18 protein-coding genes and 1 tRNA gene are annotated in these 17,572 nt (G+C 62.6%); 14 read left to right on the forward strand and 5 right to left on the reverse strand.

The window, feature by feature from the left end; genetic code table 11:
- The first annotated feature begins 42 nt into the window (after positions 1–42).
- From ACZ50Z_RS15785 to ACZ50Z_RS15795, 3 genes are read left to right on the forward strand one after another with little or no spacing between them, the layout of a single operon-like run.
- Positions 43–1,620, forward strand: a complete 1,578-nt coding sequence (locus tag ACZ50Z_RS15785) for a class I adenylate-forming enzyme family protein (RefSeq protein WP_464484393.1) — start codon at positions 43–45, stop codon at positions 1,618–1,620.
- Positions 1,617–2,282, forward strand: a complete 666-nt coding sequence (locus ACZ50Z_RS15790; RefSeq protein ID WP_464484394.1) for a nuclear transport factor 2 family protein — start codon at positions 1,617–1,619, stop codon at positions 2,280–2,282. Before ACZ50Z_RS15785 ends, ACZ50Z_RS15790 begins: the two co-directional genes overlap by 4 nt.
- A complete protein-coding gene (locus tag ACZ50Z_RS15795; RefSeq protein ID WP_464484395.1) occupies positions 2,283–3,407 on the forward strand; it encodes an acyl-CoA dehydrogenase family protein in 1,125 nt (374 codons plus the stop codon).
- Positions 3,408–3,410: 3 nt separating this feature from the next.
- Here ACZ50Z_RS15795 and ACZ50Z_RS15800 read toward each other — a convergent pair whose 3' ends face one another.
- On the reverse strand, positions 3,411–4,382 hold the full coding sequence (locus tag ACZ50Z_RS15800) for an SDR family NAD(P)-dependent oxidoreductase (RefSeq protein WP_464484396.1): 972 nt from the start codon (positions 4,380–4,382) through the stop codon (positions 3,411–3,413).
- 52 nt (positions 4,383–4,434) lie between these two features.
- Between ACZ50Z_RS15800 and ACZ50Z_RS15805 the strand changes: the two genes are divergently transcribed.
- The 4 genes from ACZ50Z_RS15805 (at position 4,435) to ACZ50Z_RS15820 (ending at position 7,673) form a co-directional block, all read left to right on the forward strand.
- Entirely contained in the window at positions 4,435–5,046 is a 612-nt protein-coding gene (locus ACZ50Z_RS15805) for a TetR/AcrR family transcriptional regulator (RefSeq protein ID WP_464484397.1), read from the forward strand.
- A 140-nt stretch (positions 5,047–5,186) separates the two neighbouring features.
- A complete protein-coding gene (locus ACZ50Z_RS15810; RefSeq protein ID WP_464484398.1) occupies positions 5,187–5,942 on the forward strand; it encodes an SDR family NAD(P)-dependent oxidoreductase in 756 nt (251 codons plus the stop codon).
- A complete protein-coding gene (locus ACZ50Z_RS15815) occupies positions 5,939–7,219 on the forward strand; it encodes a DUF427 domain-containing protein (protein WP_464484399.1) in 1,281 nt (426 codons plus the stop codon). The genes ACZ50Z_RS15810 and ACZ50Z_RS15815 overlap by 4 nt, the downstream gene beginning before the upstream one ends.
- Before the next feature lie 7 nt (positions 7,220–7,226).
- Complete coding sequence (locus ACZ50Z_RS15820; protein ID WP_464484400.1) at positions 7,227–7,673, forward strand: nuclear transport factor 2 family protein; 447 nt, start codon at positions 7,227–7,229, stop codon at positions 7,671–7,673.
- Between the two features lie 16 nt (positions 7,674–7,689).
- Here the strand turns inward: ACZ50Z_RS15820 and ACZ50Z_RS15825 are convergent, their stop codons facing one another.
- On the reverse strand, positions 7,690–8,496 hold the full coding sequence (locus ACZ50Z_RS15825; protein WP_464484401.1) for an SDR family NAD(P)-dependent oxidoreductase: 807 nt from the start codon (positions 8,494–8,496) through the stop codon (positions 7,690–7,692).
- A 143-nt stretch (positions 8,497–8,639) separates the two neighbouring features.
- On the opposite strand from ACZ50Z_RS15825, the gene ACZ50Z_RS15830 reads away from it, so the two are divergent.
- Together ACZ50Z_RS15830 and ACZ50Z_RS15835 are read left to right on the forward strand one after the other, a co-directional pair.
- Positions 8,640–9,497 carry a mycofactocin-coupled SDR family oxidoreductase gene (locus ACZ50Z_RS15830; protein WP_464484402.1) on the forward strand — a complete coding sequence of 286 codons (858 nt, stop codon included), beginning with the start codon at positions 8,640–8,642 and terminating at the stop codon, positions 9,495–9,497.
- An 85-nt stretch (positions 9,498–9,582) separates the two neighbouring features.
- A complete protein-coding gene (locus ACZ50Z_RS15835; RefSeq protein ID WP_464484403.1) occupies positions 9,583–10,449 on the forward strand; it encodes an NAD(P)-binding domain-containing protein in 867 nt (288 codons plus the stop codon).
- A gap of 9 nt (positions 10,450–10,458) precedes the next feature.
- Here the strand turns inward: ACZ50Z_RS15835 and ACZ50Z_RS15840 are convergent, their stop codons facing one another.
- A complete protein-coding gene (locus ACZ50Z_RS15840; protein ID WP_464486263.1) occupies positions 10,459–11,340 on the reverse strand; it encodes an NAD(P)-dependent oxidoreductase in 882 nt (293 codons plus the stop codon).
- A 789-nt stretch (positions 11,341–12,129) separates the two neighbouring features.
- Between ACZ50Z_RS15840 and ACZ50Z_RS15845 the strand changes: the two genes are divergently transcribed.
- From ACZ50Z_RS15845 to ACZ50Z_RS15865, 5 genes are all read left to right on the forward strand, one after another.
- Positions 12,130–12,206 (forward strand) — tRNA-Arg (locus tag ACZ50Z_RS15845).
- A gap of 429 nt (positions 12,207–12,635) precedes the next feature.
- Positions 12,636–13,661: a nucleoid-associated protein gene (locus tag ACZ50Z_RS15850; RefSeq protein ID WP_464484404.1), complete on the forward strand. Its 1,026-nt coding sequence runs from the start codon at positions 12,636–12,638 to the stop codon at positions 13,659–13,661.
- Entirely contained in the window at positions 13,658–14,605 is a 948-nt protein-coding gene (locus ACZ50Z_RS15855) for a GTP pyrophosphokinase (protein ID WP_464484405.1), read from the forward strand. The genes ACZ50Z_RS15850 and ACZ50Z_RS15855 overlap by 4 nt, the downstream gene beginning before the upstream one ends.
- 226 nt (positions 14,606–14,831) lie before the next feature.
- A complete protein-coding gene (locus tag ACZ50Z_RS15860) occupies positions 14,832–15,353 on the forward strand; it encodes a hypothetical protein (protein WP_464484406.1) in 522 nt (173 codons plus the stop codon).
- 473 nt (positions 15,354–15,826) lie between these two features.
- Entirely contained in the window at positions 15,827–16,537 is a 711-nt protein-coding gene (locus tag ACZ50Z_RS15865; protein ID WP_464484407.1) for a hypothetical protein, read from the forward strand.
- 81 nt (positions 16,538–16,618) lie between these two features.
- Here the strand turns inward: ACZ50Z_RS15865 and ACZ50Z_RS15870 are convergent, their stop codons facing one another.
- Positions 16,619–16,909 (reverse strand): hypothetical protein, encoded by a 291-nt coding sequence (locus ACZ50Z_RS15870; protein WP_464484408.1) that lies wholly within the window; start codon positions 16,907–16,909, stop codon positions 16,619–16,621.
- Positions 16,910–16,996: 87 nt separating this feature from the next.
- Positions 16,997–17,473 carry a hypothetical protein gene (locus tag ACZ50Z_RS15875; RefSeq protein WP_464484409.1) on the reverse strand — a complete coding sequence of 159 codons (477 nt, stop codon included), beginning with the start codon at positions 17,471–17,473 and terminating at the stop codon, positions 16,997–16,999.
- Between the last annotated feature and the right edge of the window lie 99 nt (positions 17,474–17,572).

Below are 17,572 nucleotides of genomic sequence, written 5' to 3' on the forward strand. Positions count from 1 at the left end.
GCAAGGACGTTCCACTACTCCGAGCTCCCCTACCGGCCAACGATGCCGACCATGTTGACCTCCGTCGTCGACGGACACGCTGACTCCGATCTTGTAGTGACGTGCCTCGAGGACGGCTCCGTCGAGCGAATCACCTACTCGCAGGCTTACTCTCAATCCGCGACCATGGCGGCGCGGCTGATCAACGCGGGCGTGACGAAAGGTGTCCGCGTGGGGATCCTGGCCCCGAACGGCCCCGAGTTCGTCGTCGCGTTTCTCGCCGTCACCAGGATCGGCGCAGTCGCGGTGCCGCTCAACACCTTCCTCCAGCCGGCGGAGTTGAGCTGGGTCCTGCGTGACGCCGACGTGCACACCGTGCTCTCGGTCGACTCGATCCTCGGGAAGGACATGCTGGCCCGCCTCACAGCCGCGGCCGGAGGATTGGAGGCGCCGCTACGCTCTCGCGCGCTTCCGCAGTTGCGTAACGTGCTGCCATTGACGGACGCGACATCTGGGTGGCCGAGCGATTGGCCCGAGCCCGTCGCACCCGACTTCCTGATGGCGTGCGAGCAGACGGTCCGACCCTCCGATGACCTGTTGGTGATCTACACCTCGGGGAGCACGTCGCACCCCAAGGGCATCATCCACACTCACGGTACCGCGATCACCCACTCCAGATTCATTGCCACACAGCACGACTGGAATGGCAACGACCGGATCTACGTGCCAATGGTGTTCTTCTGGGTGGCCGGGCTGGTCTTCGGCTTCCTCGGCCCGCTCCAGCTGGGCGCCACAGTCTTGACCGAACACAAATTCGACGCGGGCCACGTGCTACGTCTGCTCGAGCACGAACGGGCCACCTACAGCACGGGATTCCCACACGTGGGTCCCGCGCTGGTCAACCACCCCGATTTCGCGACCACCGATCTATCCCAGCTGCGCGAGGGATACCAACAGGTGCTGCTCGCCCCCGAGCGTCGCACCCCCGACCCCTCCCTGCGCGTCGCCCAGCTCGGCATGACGGAGACCTGTAGCAGCCACACCTGGTGGCCGCCGCACGAACAGGTGCCGGAAGCCAAGCGCGGCTCGCTCGGAGTGTCGGCGCCCGGTTACGAACACAAGGTGGTCGACGAGGACGGCGTCGCGGTCCCCAACGGGGTGACGGGCGAAATCTGCGTGCGCGGCGCGGCGCTACTGCGCGGAATGATCGGCAAGCACTGGCACGAGATCGTCGACAGCGACGGCTGGTTGCACACCAGCGACGCTGGCTACCGAGACGACGACGGTCACCTGTACTTCGCCGGAAGGACCGACGAGATGATCAAAACGTCGGGCACGAACGTGGCCCCCATGGAGGTTGAAGCCGAATTACGCCGGCTCCCCGCGGTGCGTGTCGCCTACGTGGTAGGTGTACCAGATCCGGAGCGGGGCGCGATCGTGAGTGCGGCGGTGGTGCTCAACGACGGGCACCGCGCCACCGCGGACGACCTCGCTGGGGCGTGCCGTACCCGACTGGCCGCGTACAAGGTTCCTAAGAAATGGGTGATCTTGTCGGACGCGGAAACGCTGCCGTACACCACGACGGACAAGATCGACAAGCGCAAGCTGGCGGCGTTGATCAGCGAAGGCATCCTGGGGTGACCGACGCCGCGTTCGCCCAACTCACGGCTCGCATCGATCGGCTGGAGGCGATCGACGAGATCCGCCAGCTGGCCGCCAAATACGCGATCGCGCTCGACATGCGCGACCTTGACTCGCTCGTCAATCTCTTCGTCGAGGACGTCGGCGTGCCGGGTAAGCGTCGGGGCCGGGCGGCGTTGCGTCGTTGGTACGACAAGGAACTGCGGCACGACCTCTTGGGCAGCGCACACGGCGTCCTCGGCCATGTCATCGACATCCATGACCCCGACCGCGCCACCGGTCTCGTGTATTCCCGTAACGACCTTGAGACGGCGTCGGTGTGGGTCATCGAGCTGCTGGCCTACCTCGATTCCTACGAACGCCGCGACGGCAGGTGGTACTTCGTGCGGCGCACCCCGCTGTTCTGGTACGAAAGCGATCTTGCCGATCCTCCCGTCGGTCCGCGAAAAATCAGGTGGCCCAACACCGCAGCCCACGAGGGCAGCTTCCACGACGCATTCCCGAGCTGGCAGGAGTTCCACGCCGCCGACCCAGGACGACTCGATGCACCCGTCCGGGCCCCCGCGGCTGCCGGCCAGTGGATCCGCACACTGCGCCGGGACGGCGATGTGCCGCAGGTCAATCCGACAGGGCGTGCCGGCGACGACCCGAGGAATCTCTAGATGGCCGATCAGTCCGACCCGATGGTGTTCACGCTGACCGATGAACAGCGTGAGTTCCGGGCGGCGGTGCGCGCGTTCCTGGAGCATTATTCGCCCGAGTCCGAGGTGCGGCGGGCGATGGTATCCACTGCCGGCTACGACCCGGTCGCGTGGCGCGCCATGGCTGAACAACTGAATCTGCAAGGACTTGCGATCCCCGAAGAATACGGCGGCGAGGGCTTCGGATACACCGAACTGGCGTTGGTGCTCGAGGAAATGGGTGCCGCACTGCTGCCCGGTCCCTATTTTGCGTCTTCGGTCCTTGCGGCCAGCGTGCTGGTGTTGTGTGCTGACGAGGACGCCAAGACGCGTCATCTACCCGGCATCGCCGGCGGAGACACCATCGGTACCGTCGCGCTCACCGAGCGCAGCGGACGGTGGGACCTCGACAGCGTCGAGACGCGCGCTGAGCGCATCGACGGCGGCTGGGCCCTGTACGGCACCAAATACTTTGTCCCAGAAGGTGTTCTGGCCGATCTCGTTCTGGTTGTGGCGCGCACCGGCGCCGGCGTGGGTGTGTTTCGCGTCGACGACGTCTCGACACTCGATCGACGCCGCCAATCGACGCTGGATCCGACCCGTCGTCAGGCCGTCATCGACATGGTCGGTGTGCCGGCCACTCGAGTGGACGCCGACGGCGTCACGCTGGCGACGGCGCTGGCGCACGCCTCGGCCGCGTTGGCCTCCGAGCAGGTCGGAGGTGCGCAGCGCTGCCTCGATCTGGCTGTCGGCTACGCCAAGGTACGGAATCAGTTCGGCCGGCCGATCGGGTCGTTTCAGGCGATCCGCCACACCTGTGCGGACTTGATGCTGGCGATCGAATGTGCGCGCGGTGCAGCGCAGTACGCCGCACACGCCGCCGATGCGCTGCCCGACGCACTTCCCGCGGCCTCGGCCCTGGCCAAGGCGCACTGCACCGAGGCGTACCAGCAGGCGGCCGCGGCCAACATCCAGCTGCACGGCGGCATCGGATTCACCTGGGAGCACCCGGCGCACCTGTACTTCAAGCGCGCTCAATCCTCGGCCATGCTGCTCGGCGACGCGGACCACCATCGCCGCCTGCTGGCGCACTATGTCGGCCTGTAACCCCTAGAAGTCCGTTCCGCCGTCGATGTTGATCACCGCGCCCGTCATGTACGCGGCGCGGTCGCTGAGCAGGAACGCCACGAGTTCGCCCGCCTCGTGGGGGTATCCGCCGCGCCCGAGCGCCACCCGCATGTTCCAGTCCGGATTGCTCGAAAGGTGGGTGTAGATCGCATCTTCGAGTGGTACGCCATACTGCTCGGCCCGCTTGTGGCGGATGTGATCGTTGGTCTCCGTGTCGAACAGTCCAGGGCACATGACGTTGACCCGGATGCCGTCGGGTCCATAGGTTTTGGCCAGGATCTTCGACATCGTGAGAACCGCCGATTTGAGAGCGTTGTAGGGCGGGATGAGGATTTTGGGCGCACGTACCGAATACGCGGCGGTGTTGACGATCGTGCCACCGCCGTTGCGTTGCAGATGGGGAATGATCGCGCGGCAAGAGCGGACCGTCGCCATCAGGATGATTTGGTAGTACCAGTCCCACGACTCGTCACCGTGTTCCAGAAACGGTCCCTGCTGGCTCATCGGGCCGGCGGTCACCGCTAGTCCGCGCAGCGGCCCCAGTTCGGCTGCGGCGCGATCGACCGCCCGGTCGACCCCGTCGCCCGGCGCTGCGGCGTCCACACCGATACCCACGGCACGGACTCCGTACTGGTCGCTGAGCAGCTTTGCGCGCTCGGCGGCGCGGTTTTCTTCGCGCGCCAGCAGCGCGACGTTCGCACCGTCGGCGGCGAGCAGGAGTGCGGCGCCGAAACCCATGCCGGTGGTCCCGCCGACCAGTACAAAGTTGCGGTCCCTGACTCCGAGTTCCACGTTCGACTCCTCCGTGCGGCGACTCCCGAAGAGTCGGTGATGCATAAGAGAACACTTAAACATAGGCTGTTTAAGTGCGTCGCATGACCAGGCGTTGCGGCGCACACGCGGCACCGCACCGACGCTCGCCAGCAGCCCGGCACAGGTGATGTCGCGTAACATGATTACCTTGGCGAGCTGGCCGTAAGGGTGCTCCCAACAGGCAAGGAGCGTTATGGCAACCTCACGTGCGACGGCCGACGTCGAGGAGCAGGACGAATTAGACCGGCGCGATCAGATCCTGGAGGCGGCCAACCAGTGCTTCACGCAGCTGGGCATTCAGCGCACCAGCGTTCAGGACGTGGCGCGGATGGCCAGCGTTTCCCGGGGCACGGTGTACCGCTACTTCGAGGACCGCAACATATTGATCGACGCCGCAATCGAGTTTGGAGCACAGAAGTTCTACCAGTTGGTCGCAGCCGCGATGGCGAAGAAGTCCACACTGGCCGAGAAGCTCGGCGCGATGGCGGAGACGCACGCCACGATCCTGCTCGACCACCGCACCCGTAATCGCTTGATGGCCGACGACGCGGAGCTGATGCGCCACATGATTTCCGATGGCGACTCGGCGGTTCGCCGCTCGACGCAGTTTCTGCTGCCCTACGTGCAGGAAGCGAAGAAGAAGGGTGAGGTCGGCTCGGGCGTCGACGTCACCGCCGCGAGCGAGTGGCTGGCCCGGATCATTTACTCCTTCTCGACGGTCAACGAAGCGCAGACGTTCGACATGTCCAAGCCCGACACCGTGCGCAAATACGTGGAGAAATTCGCGGTCAATGGCCTCCGCTGACCTGGGCGCGCCGCAGCCGGTACTGTTCAGCTGAACAATTCCTGTATTACTGTTCTCTTCGAACGTCGTGGCGCGCTCCCGCGCTCGCAGGTCGGAGGTCTCAGGAGACTCATGGCGAAGGATTCGGCCGGGGGCGTGCGATGACCGATCGATCACTAGCGGGAAAGCGGATCGTCGTCGTGGGCGGATCCGCCGGCATCGGCCGGGCGTTCGCGATCAGGGCGGTCGAGGACGGTGCCCGACTCGTCGTCGCGGCTCGCCGCGAACTACCGGCTGAAGTGCTCGCCGAGGCGGTGGCGGTGACGTCGCTGTCCGCTGATATCCGCGTTCCCGATGATTGCGCTCGCATAGGCCAGGCGGCGGCCGACGCACTCGGCGAGGTAGATCTGCTGCTGATCAGTGCTGGATATGCACCGTTGAAATCGTTCTCTGATGTCGACGCGGAAGACTGGATAAAGGTGCTGACAACCAACGTGATCGGCGTCCACCAGGTCATCCAGGCCCACCTTCCAGTGCTCACCCCCTCCGCGGTGGTCGCCGTGATGTCATCCGATTCCGTGCGCCATCCACACCGGGCGCTCGGCGCGTACTCCGCCAGCAAGGCAGCGATGGAGCGGAGCCTGGTCGCCTGGCGGCTGGAACATCCCGGGTACCGCTTCAGCTGCGTGGAGGTCGGGGCGACTGTTCCCACGGACTTCATCTCGGACTTCGATCCCGACCTTCTCGGAGTCGTTGCCGGGGAATGGATCTCACGCGGACTTGTTCCCGCGACGCACATGACACCGGAAGCGGTGGCCGACACCATGGCAGGCATCTTCGCGAGCGCACTCGACAACCCGAATGTAGGACTAGATCACGTGACACTCAAATCCCCTGCTCCCCCGATGACTTCATGACCACCGAGGTCGAGTCGGCCTGGCCGACGCACCCCGACTACCGGATCGACGTCGGCCCTTGCCCTTTCAAGGGCCAGGTGTGGGCGGGCGAAGTACTCATCGCCGAAAGTGAAGCGTGCCTGATCGTCACTGAGACGGATCACGTCGATCGCATGTATTTTCCCGAGGAGTCGGTGCGATGGGACCTGTTCACGCCGTCGGACCGCACAACGGTGTGTCCGTTCAAGGGTGTCGCGTCGTACTGGAATCTCGCCGTCCCGGAGCACGCAATCGACGACGTTGTCTGGACGTATCGCGCTCCCCTTCCCGAGGTCGCCGCCATCGCCGGCCACGTTTCGTTCTACTCCGAAACACTGCGAGTCGTCGTCGTGGAGAAATGGCGCGACGGCAGTTCGATCCCCGCGTCATTTCCACTGTGGGGGGATGCCGCTGAACTCGTCCGTCTGATCGACGTGAAGCCCGCAGCCGAGCAACGATTCGTCGGACCGGCCCATGGACCCACCCGCCGTGACGTCGTCGAAGGTGGTCAGTTCGCCGCAGAGGCGATCGTTGCCGTCTCGAAAACGTTAGCGGGTCAGCGTGTCACGTCGGTCTCGATGAGCTTCTTGAAGGCCGCGTCGTTCACTGCTCCCGTGGACGTCGAGATCGATGTTCTGCGGCATGGAAGAACGTTCTCGACCGCCGATGCGCGAATCAGCCAAGCCGGCACGTTGCGCGCGGCAGGACTGCTGCTCGCCGACTCCGGCGCTGCCGATGTCATTCGCGATGTCGAGAAGATGCCCGATGTGGCCGGTCCTGACGACGCGCTGCCGTTCGCCGGTTTCGGTATGACGGGCAGGGAGATCCGTGTGGTGGACGGTGCCTACGATCCCAATCCCGACCGGGTGGCGGCCCCTCGCATCGACGCCTGGGTGCGCTTCCGCGACGCTCCAGAGGAAAGCTACCTTCATACCGCCGTGCTCGCGCAGTCGACGACGCACTGGACGATCGCTGCGGGGATGCTCCCACACCGCGGCTTCGGGGAAGCGCGAGCCCACCATGACCTATCCACCGGGATCATGAAGCTGGACATCGCCTTTCACGACGAGGTCGACGTCACCGATTGGCTGCTCTACTCGAATCGGGCGTTCTGGGCAGGGCGGGGACTGGTTCAGGGCGAAGGACGAGTTTTCGACGGCAGCGGCAGACTGGCGGCGTCCTATGTCGTGCAGGCCATGGTGCGCAATTTCGACCGCGATCCGGCGGCGATGGGTCACGACAGCCGAACCGCCATGTGACTCTGTCGTGGACATCACCGAAGCAACCGGGAATCCGGAACTGGAGACGCTCGCGCGGCGCTATGCCGTCGCGATGGATCGGCGCGATGAAGCCCTGCTTCTGGGTGTCTTCCACCCGAACGCCACGATGCAAGTCGAACAGCCAGGCCACCAGACTTCGATCCTGAAAGGGCACAAAGGAATAGCGACGGCACTGAAAGCGATCCGCCGCTGGCCGAGAACCTTTCACCTGCTGGCGCAAGGCCTATACAGCGTGGAGGGTGTGTCTGCCACCGGAGAGATCTACTGCACCGCGCACCACTTCACGTCAGTTCAGGCCGGCGAGGGCCGGGACCTGGTCATGTACATCCGCTATCAGGACCGCTACCGGATTGACGGTAACGAAAGCTGGCGAATCACCCACCGCACGGTGCGGGTCGAAGCGACCGAAGACCGTCCCGTACTGAGCGACTGAGACCGCTTCGAGCCGACTATCCTGTGTGTCCGAGAACGTAGCGACCGCCGTCCGGGTGGTGGTACCACCCACCCGCCGCGGACGTCCCACCGTCGACATGCAACGTATGACCGGTGATGTAGGAGCTGAGGTCGCCCGCGAGAAACACCGCCGCTCCCGCCATCTCGTCAACATGACCGGCGCGGCCCAATGGCACCATCAGCTTGGCGTTCTCCTCGCCATCCGGTGCCATGGCGCGCAGGCTTTCGGTCGCGGTGAAGTCGGGCGCCAACCCGTTGACGCGAATTCCGTGCGGTGCCAGTTCCAAGGCGGCGGTCTTGGTGAAGTTGACAACACCTGCTTTCGCGGCGGCATACGCGGCGAAACCCGGGGCGGCGCGGAGTCCTTCGATCGTGCTGACGTTGATGATGCTGCCGCCGAGCCCGTGCGCCACCATCTCCCGGCCGATCCGCTGCGTGCACAGCAGTACCTGCACGAGGTTGATCCGGATCAACGCCTCCCAACCGTTGGGCGAGGTGTCGAGTACGCCCGACCAAAACACGCCGCCCGCGTTGTTGACCAGAATAGTCGGAGTTCCCAATTCGTCCGAAGTTCTCGCAACGGCGGCGTCGACCTGGTCCTGATCGCGGACGTCGGTCACACATCCGATGCCTCCGACTTCGACCGCCGCTGATTCCGCACTGTCGGGATTGCACTCCCAAATCGCCACTCGCGCACCGAATGCAGCCAACGACGCCGCGATCGCGCGCCCGATTCCTGCGCCACCCCCGGTCACGACAGCCACTCTGCCGTCGAGAGCTACGACATCACGACCCAGCACCATCGGAAGTCCTTCCTTGGCGGCAAATCGGGCGCGCCGTCTGTTCCGTTGCTTTACACAGGTCACATGACAGATAAACACTTGATGTTCTATTATTCAATGCGCCGCTCGGGACACCGCTCGTCCGGGCCCGTCTGGAGGATGAGATGAATCGACTGAAGGGCAAGGTCGCACTCGTCACCGGTGCCGCTCGAGGCCAAGGACGCAGCCATGCCGTGCACCTTGCGGACGAGGGCGCCGACATCATCGCCATCGACATCTGCGCCGATATAGAGTCGAACGAGTATCCACTGGCAACTCCGGAGGACCTCGACGAGACGGTCAACCTCGTGGAGAAGTCCGGGCAACGGATTGTCTCAGCAGCCGTCGACGTGCGTGACCGCACTGCACTGAAGGTCGCGCTCGATGATGCCGTAGCGCAGCTCGGTGGGTTGCACGCCGTGGTCGCCAACGCCGGAATCTGCCCGCAGGGCAACCATATTCCCTTCCGCGGATTCATCGATGCTTTCGATGTGGACTTCGTGGGAGTGGTCAACACCATCCACGTCAGCCTCGACCACCTGACCGCCGGTGGCTCGATCATCGCGACCGGATCCATTGCCGGACTCGTCGATCAGAAGGATCTCGCAACGGGCGGCGGTCCGCAGGGGCCCGGCGGAGCGGGTTATGGCATGGCGAAAAAGATGGTGCGCGACTACACCAAAGCTCTCGCCCTGACGATGGCGCCGCACAACATCCGCGTCAACGCGGTGCACCCGACCAACGTCAACACCGACATGCTGCACAACGTGCCCATGTACAAGGTGTTTCGTCCCGATCTGCCCGAGCCGAGCCGCGAGGATGCGGAATTGGTGTTCCCCATCCTGCAGGCGATGCCGACGCCGTGGGTGGAACCCGAGGACATCTCACACGCCATCGTCTACCTAGCGTCCGACGAATCCCGTTACGTCACCGGCCAGCAGCTGTTCGTGGATGCGGGTGCGGGCCTGAAGATGGGCGTGTAGCTATCCGGCCGCGCGTGTGACCGAAAAGTTCGGCGCGATGTAGCCGTTGGCCCAGCCCCTGATAGACATGCACAAAGGAGGTCAGGTGCCAGCTCACCAGGCTGACTCGGCCTCGCAACCGAAGTCGATTTCCGTCATCGGCACCGACGATCTCGGCATTTCGATCGCCTACCGCTTGATGAAATGGCCTGGCGGACTGACGGTCTACGACGTGAACGGACGCGGATACAGCACCATGGCGCGGGACGGTATCGCCATCGCCGCCACGCTGACCGACGCGCTTGAAGCCGACATCGTCAGCATCGTGGACATCGCGGCAAGCGGCGTAGACGACCTCTTTGACGACCTCGGCCGACGCCTCAAAGCAGGCACCATCCTGGCCGTACATTCGACTATTTCCGAGTCAACCCTCACGCAGGCGGCCAACGACCTAATCCGCTGGGACGTTCACCTCGTCGATGCACCGGTCAGCGGCAGCCCCACAGCCGCGCTCATAGGCGAGCTGGCGGTGATGGTCGGCGCGACCCCTGAGGTGTTCTCTAATGTCGAAGCGCCTTTCTCGCAGTGGGCATCGTTGGTGGTGCTTGCAGGCGCCACGGGAATGGGATTGCGCATGAAACTCGCTGAGTCACTGCTGACATTCACGACACTGGCGGCCGCACAAGAAGCTCAACGTCTGGCCACGGCGGGCGGGGTTGATCGCGGTGCCCTCTGCGAGCTCATCCAGCGCGATGGATTTCCCGAAGCGCTCGCCGGCGCCGACGCCAACGCGCGCGCGGCGCGTTCGTTCGACTCCGATGCCGATGAGTCGCTCAGCATCGGAGCGGATGAATCAATCGAGATGCCACTTACCGAACAAGCGAAACGCAGGATCGGCGGCGACGCCAAGTCGAAAGGCGAATCACCGACCGGCATTCGGGAAAGCGATCAGTCAGGTTCCGAAGGCGATTGAACCAGTTGGTTAGCCGCTTTCGGTCTGTACTTCTGTGGTCGGATGCGGGACTCCCAGCCCGGTGCCAAGATGTTGCACGGCAACCTCTGCGATCGGTAACGCGATGCCGCGGTCCGCGGCCAGCGCCAGGGCCAAGTTCAGGTCCTTCTCCCCGAGATCACGCGAGTGTGTGAACGGCTGGTAAAAGAAGTCAGTCGAATCCATTGGCGCAGTGGTCTTCCGATACATGATGGCCCCGGCGCCCCCCGTTAGCGCATCGGTATGACGCACGACCTTCCCCAGCTCGCCAAGGTCCAGTCCGCACTGCTCGGCCAATCGTTCGGCCTCTGTCGCGGCCGCGAATCCGACGAAGGTGATCAGATTGCGCGCGACCTTCATCCGCGTCCCCGCTCCGGGCGCCCCGGCATGCACGATCAGCGACGCCCAATGCGAGAACGGCTCCTTCACCTTTGCGAACGCTTCGTCGTCGGCGCCGATCATGGTGGCCAGCTCGCCCTTCTTGGCGGCGCCGGCGCCGCCGCTGACCGGAGCATCGATGACGTGAATCCCTTGCGGCCGTAGCTGATTGGCCAGTTCAACCGCAGTGGTGTCGCTGATCGTGGAGTGAATCGCTATCACCGTTCCGGGCTTGGCATGGCGTGCAATGCCGTTCTCACCGGCAACGACATCACGAACTTGTTCATCATTGAGCACGGTGATACTGATGATGTCCGCGGTAGCAACATCGGCGATGCTATCGGCCAGGGTGGCTCCGGCTTCGGCCAGCGGTGTCATCGCGTCGGCGCGAACGTCGTACACGATAAGACCACCGGGCCAGCTGGCGATTCGCTCAGCCATTGGTGCGCCCATATTGCCCAAACCGATGTACCCGAGCTTCACCTCGTCTGCCATGTCCACCTCATCGTCGACGGCCAACGGCATAGCCAAACGCCTCAGGCCGCTGGCATCCGTGGGCCCAGATGACTGGACAACTGTCCAGTCATCTCGTCAACAGCGTACTGGCGCGCGCCGGCGTAGACAACTAGCGAAGTGATCGCGCTTTACATACGCCCGCGTCTTACCTGGTTCACCCGCTACCAGGCGGCCGGCCCGCCGCGCTGCGCTGCTTTTTTCATACTGGACACATGTCCGGGACAACTACATGCTGGCAGGAGGGCTTGTCGGCCAAAGTCAGATCGTCGAGCCCGTGTGGCGACCCGCAACTCGCCTCACGATTGCCCATGCATAGCCCGAGCCCAGCGCGCATTGCCGCGGAACCCACCTCGAACTGGATGAATGCACCTTCGGTCCGCTGCTACTAAGCCAGCGAGGCACTCGGATTTCAGTACTAGGCAGAGGCGCACCGCGCCTGACGATGCCGACCTCAGCAGCCGCTCAAAGTCCTGCGGCCGGTACCGACAGCGGTGCCGGTTAGGGCACTCTGCCTCGATCTGCCCGGTCGAGAAATCGTCATTGGATCACTACTGTTATCCATCGGGTGCGGTAAGTCGGCGCCGCGTCGGAAAGGTGCTGCAAAAGCACAGCGCGGTTCGTCGCCTGGCCGTCAGACCGGACCCCGCCACCGAGGAGCTCCAGAACGGATGGCCAACGCCTTCCTTTGGTCGGTGCTTGGTCGGTGAATCTGCGACACGCCGTGGTTTCGGATGGTGACGGATGGCGTTAAATTGCCAACTCATAAGGGCTTTCGTAGCCGCGACCGGGAGAGCTTGCAGGCTCTCCTAAAGCCGGTGTCGCAGGTTCGAATCCTGCCGGGGGCACGAGCGTGTATCGCCTGGTCAGGGGCTGTTTTTTGCGCCCTCAGCCGCGCCGCTCGTGCGATCTCCGTGTGATCTTCTGTAGCGGCTGCCAGCGCTAGTCATCGTTTCGGGCGCGCCGGATCAACCAGGGAACAGGGTTGCCATGACGGGTAGAACCGCGCGGACGGTCGTTGCCGCACCAATCGATGCGGCGTTCGTGACATGCAGACGCCATCCCGAAAATCGGCAAGCGATTGAACCCAAGCGCTCAGGAGACCACTGACGGGGTTCCGTCGCGCTGACGACATACCCGTCCGTGGTTATCGAGGTGCTGGCAAACGATGGGATACGGTGACCTCTGTCGCTCTTGAGAATTGGACGCAACGCACGCCAACAGCGGTCTTACCAGCGCCGTTTGCGCAGTTTCCACGGACAGGACGGAATTCGGTAGTGGCTATTGACACCGGCAAGATCGCAATTACGCGGTGGGCGATTCACGAGATTCCCAAGGTCTTTAGCAAGCAGGAAGACGTCGCGCTAAGTCTCAGCGAAGCCGAATCCCCTCAGGATGAGGAAGTCGCCCGCTTCTTCGAGCGGAAGATAAGTGAGAGCTTTAGGCGGTCAAAACATCAAATACAGCCAGTAGAAGAGACATCGGAGATACCACTGGCGATCCACGAACACCTCTCAGGTAGTGGTCAAACTCTCATAGATTTGTCTAAGACACTCGCGGAAAAACTCGTTGAAGCACAATCTGGTGCCATGTCGGCCGGACTGCTGGTGGTGTTGAAAGGCAAACACGAGGACAAGTCAATCCTATGCGTGCTGAAATTAGAGAAAGAAGAGGGAGCGCGTGCAGCAACCGCGAAGATCAAAGGCAAGACCACCTACAGCGTAGAATATATGCGGGATTTGTTTTTGACGGGCAAGACACGCGTGTTCAAAATTGCAATTTTCTTGCTCGATAGCGATGAGCTGGAGGGCTGGGTCAGCGATCCTCAGTCAAGAGGACCAGACATCGCAGATTTCTTTCTGAACACCTTCTTAGCCTGCCGTTTAACAAATGAACCTTCTGTTGCGACGCGCAACTTTCACTCAGCAGCCGAGAAATTCATCAATGATAGAATCACGGACCCCGAAACCAAAGTACGTTACGAAACTGCTCTTTTGGCACAATTAAATAGCAATGCTACCGAGATTAGCTTGAACGATTTTGCAAAAGCGAATCTGGAAACCAAGGACCGGGCGCCGTTCATAAAGGAACTGACGGAAGCCGGAGTCGATAGTTCCTTCGTCAAGGACACGAAGCTGATCAGTTCAACGCTCCGCCGGTTGCAATACGAATTCGCGCAAGGCGTGAAGGTTAGCTACCCGGCTAACATGCCCGATGAAATAGTGCATGTAACGGCGCGAGACGATGGGCAGACACAAATGCAGATTATTGACGAACTAAAGAAACTCCACACGCGGGGATGACGGCGCTTTCGGAAGCGCGTGAGCGCTTCATCGCTGAACGTCCCGTTTTTCAAGCGCTCGCGGAGCAGGTGACGTCAGAAATCACCAGGCTTACCCGCGAACGCGGAGTGCCTTGCATTGTTACCGGACGGGCCAAAGACGTCGCAAGCTTCGTCGGAAAGTGCTTCCGCAAGAAGTACACAGACCCATGGACCCAGGTAACAGACAAAGCTGGCGTGCGCGTGATAGTCGATGACTACCGATACATCGATTCTGTCGTCCAGATCGTCAAGGAAAATTACGACGTAGAGGGCGATGTCCACGATTGGACCCAGGAGCTTAAGGAAGCCGACAAGATTGGGTATGGAGGGGTCCACGTCCAGGCCAAGCTGAAGGACGGCGCAACACTTGTCGGTGCCGAGTGCGAGATTCAGATCAGAACAGCCGCACAGAACGTTTGGTCAGAGATGTCACACAGACTTCTCTACAAGCCTGGCATGCCACCCGACTTGGACACCGAACGAGCGCTGAAGCGGCTCGCGGTATTGATGGAGATCTTCGACGAGGAGGTGACGAGGCGAGTGGATCAGCTGATGTCGCGGTCCGGCTACAGGATCGAAGAACTCATCAATGCGGCGGAGGCAGCGTTCTACCGCTTCGCCGATACACCCTACGACAGGGCGCTTAGTCGCCTCGTAATAGCAGAGGTAGCCGATTGCCTTCCCACCAACGGAGGGGCCGCCTACCTCGAAGCCCTTCGGGAGTTCACTACGACCAATGAAGCGAAAATCGCTGACATATTCACTCGGTACCGGGACTTGGGAACCCCCAGCCTGATTCACCAGCCGGAATCGATCATCATCTTCGAGCGCATTTCCAGCGACCGGTTTACGCTTCGTGACCAGTGGGGAGGAAAACTTCCCGTAGACGAGTTAGACGCGCTGGAAGCTATTTGGGGGTCGTGACCCGAGGACACCTTCTCGTTAAATCGATTATGCGACAACATATTCCAAGTCCCCCGCCGCGCGGTGTCTCGGATGGTGACAACCCGCCAAGCAACTGCGCACCAGCAGGCCAGGCCCCTCAAAAGCTATCGAGACGGAGGCTGGCGAGTCGGTCGGCTCCTAGTGCCCGCAATATTGGCCCGCCATCTAGCGATACACCAGTTTTACACGGAGGTTGTGACTAACTATGACCATCGACGCGAAATGGATCAACCGCTGGTCGGAACGATACGAGGACACCTATGACGATAGCGTTCTGAAAGTTGTTGGCCCACAGATCAGAAAGCGCGGATTCTACGACCTCGAAGACCTTCTGGCAGTCGGCGCATGGAAGCTGCGGCGTAGCTGGTGGCCCAAGCACAAGGTGGAATTGGAGTCCAACACCGGTGAGATGATCCGCGATGTCACCAGCACCGCGTTGGCCGCGCCGCTGCCAATACAGCATCGCATCCTGATGATCCTAAACGGTGTCGCTGTCCCGATGGCGTCCGCACTCCTGACGGTGTGGAATCCCCACAAACACACTGTGATCGATGTGCGGGCGCGCAATTCGCTTGTGGCCCATAACGAAATACCGAACCCGGCACCCAAGACCTACCCACTGTATGTCGAATACCTGGCGGCATGCCAGAGCATCAGGCAACGCTGTGGGTGTGACCTGAGGACTCTGGACCGCGCACTGTACGCCGCGAATGGGATTGGCAAGTAGCTCAGAGCCTTTCGCTCGGTGTTTGGTTGAATACCCGGCGCCCGATGAGTTGTTGACCATTCGCGAAGTCGGTGTCTCAGTCACCCCCCGTCGCGCCCCTTCCGACGTTCGACCCGCAGCGCGGGTTCTCGCAGAATCTCCCGCTGCTGTTCGGCGTCGCCTCGCCGGACGCGCCGTGCAGCGGATATGGCAGCCGCCCCGCACCTCCCGACCGGCCGGTCCACTGCTCCTTGCCTCTCGCGTTCCCGCCCCTGCGTCGTAGCGCGCCGCCAGATGAAGCAATGGGCGCACCGCCGGACGGGCCGGTGTCGCCCAGATCGAAACCGGAGAGCAGGTCGCCGCGCCCATGCCGCGCCAGCGGCAAGTCAGTGATGGAGGTGTTCGGTCCACTTGCCAAGGTGCATCTTCGTTCCGCTGCTGGCCTACTGCTCTGCACCTGCTCAGCCGATGTCTCAGATCGCTACCATTCGTGCATGGGGGACGCGACGGACGACGACGCCCAGACGGGGGAGGCACCAACCGAGCTAGGCGCAACGATCAACGAGACTGAGGCGCACACCGCCTGGTCGCTCGATGACGGCGAGGACTGGCCGCCGCAGCGACGCCTGACGCCGGGGCGGATCACCCTTCTGGCGGTGGCCGCGAGTGTCGCGCTGGTTGCAGTTGCCGTGGTAGTTGCATTCGCGTATCTGCGTCACCGCGAAGAACGAGCGCCCAGTGTGGCGACTCCAACGAGCACGACTCCAACGAGCACGGCGCTCGCGACTTCTCCGCCACCGGTCGCTACGACACAGCCACCAGCACTGCCTCCAACACACAGCCAGCCGCCCCCTCCCGTCACACTGCCCATGAACGGCTACGGAAACGTGCACGTGCGAACAGCCTCTGGGCAGACCGTCTGTGCGATGACCGCCGGTGACGTCCAGTGCAACGTTCACTTCACCAGGCAGCTTGGGCCGAGCTACAACGGGATGCCCGCGTCCGGTGTCGGCGTCACCTCGCGTGGTGCATGGCAATGGCTTTACGGGGATCCAGGTAATCCCGACTACGTGACAATGACCTACGGGACGGTTTACCGCGCTATCGGCTGGACTATCACCCCGACGAGCGAGGGCACCACCTTCATGAATGATGCTACGGGGCATGGGATGACGGTGAGTGTTGACGGCTTCTCGCCGTTCTGAGTAGCTGATACGCCAACCGCGCGGTGAACCACAACGGCCATTGCGGCGGCTCAGCGAGCCTGTAGCAGGTTCTCCCACAGGTCACGCAGACGGCTGCGCTGCGAGCCGGTCAGTTCCCTGGCGACCGACCTCGGCCATCAGCGCCATCTCCCCCGCCGCCTGGAACAGACCTAGCTTCAGATCGTCTAGTTTGGGGAAACGCATCTTGAGCGCATCGGTCAGCATCGCCATTTGACCCTGGTTGTTCTCGCGCACTCTGTCACGCAGGGGCATGAAGTCCTCGGGAGTCTTCACCCAACCCACACCCCTGGCGAACCGAACAGCGGCGTCCGGCATGTTTGCGCATTCGTTAATCAGGTCATCGAGGGACACGCCCTGGGAGTCTGCCAGCCACCCTGGCCAGCCGCACCGCCTTTTAGAAAGACTGGTGACCGTTCGCCGAGCGTTTGCGTCAGGTCGTCATCGAAGGTTTGCGATCCGCTCGCCCAGGTGGATCCTCTCGCCCTCGAAACGCCCATGCCCAGTGTCCACGTACGGCCGGACGTTCTCCCCTGAGATGCCTTCCTCGCGCAGAAGCTCCCGCAGACTTTCGGCGGTGTAGGTCATGCTCGCTTTGCCTCCGGTCCCAAGCGGCATCGGCAGTTGAATCGGCTGCCCGAGAAAGTCATAGATGTTCTGTATGTGGCGTCCATTGGGTAGCTGAAAACCGAACTGGTGAATCTCCGTCGCGAGGCGTCCTGAATTCTTCGCCTCAATGCCGATAAACCACAGGCCGGGGCCACCGATGCCTGTAGTGGTTTTCACGCTCACCTGTGGGCCGCTGCGCCGCCAGGAGACAATCTGCCACCCGAGCGCGATACCGGAGACCGCGAACGCCAGGAGGGAAATGCACAAGGTCAGAATGACTGGCCCTGTCCAGATCGGCTGAGAGTTCATATAAAGCGCAGTGTCGCACGCGCAGCGCGGCAACTGAGTCAGAATGACTCAGCCCGTAGACGACCGCAGACCTTCGGCCGGTAGTTCCTCCGCCTGGCC

The sequence above is a fragment of the Mycobacterium sp. NTMscope_MAC_269 genome (assembly GCF_976985695.1).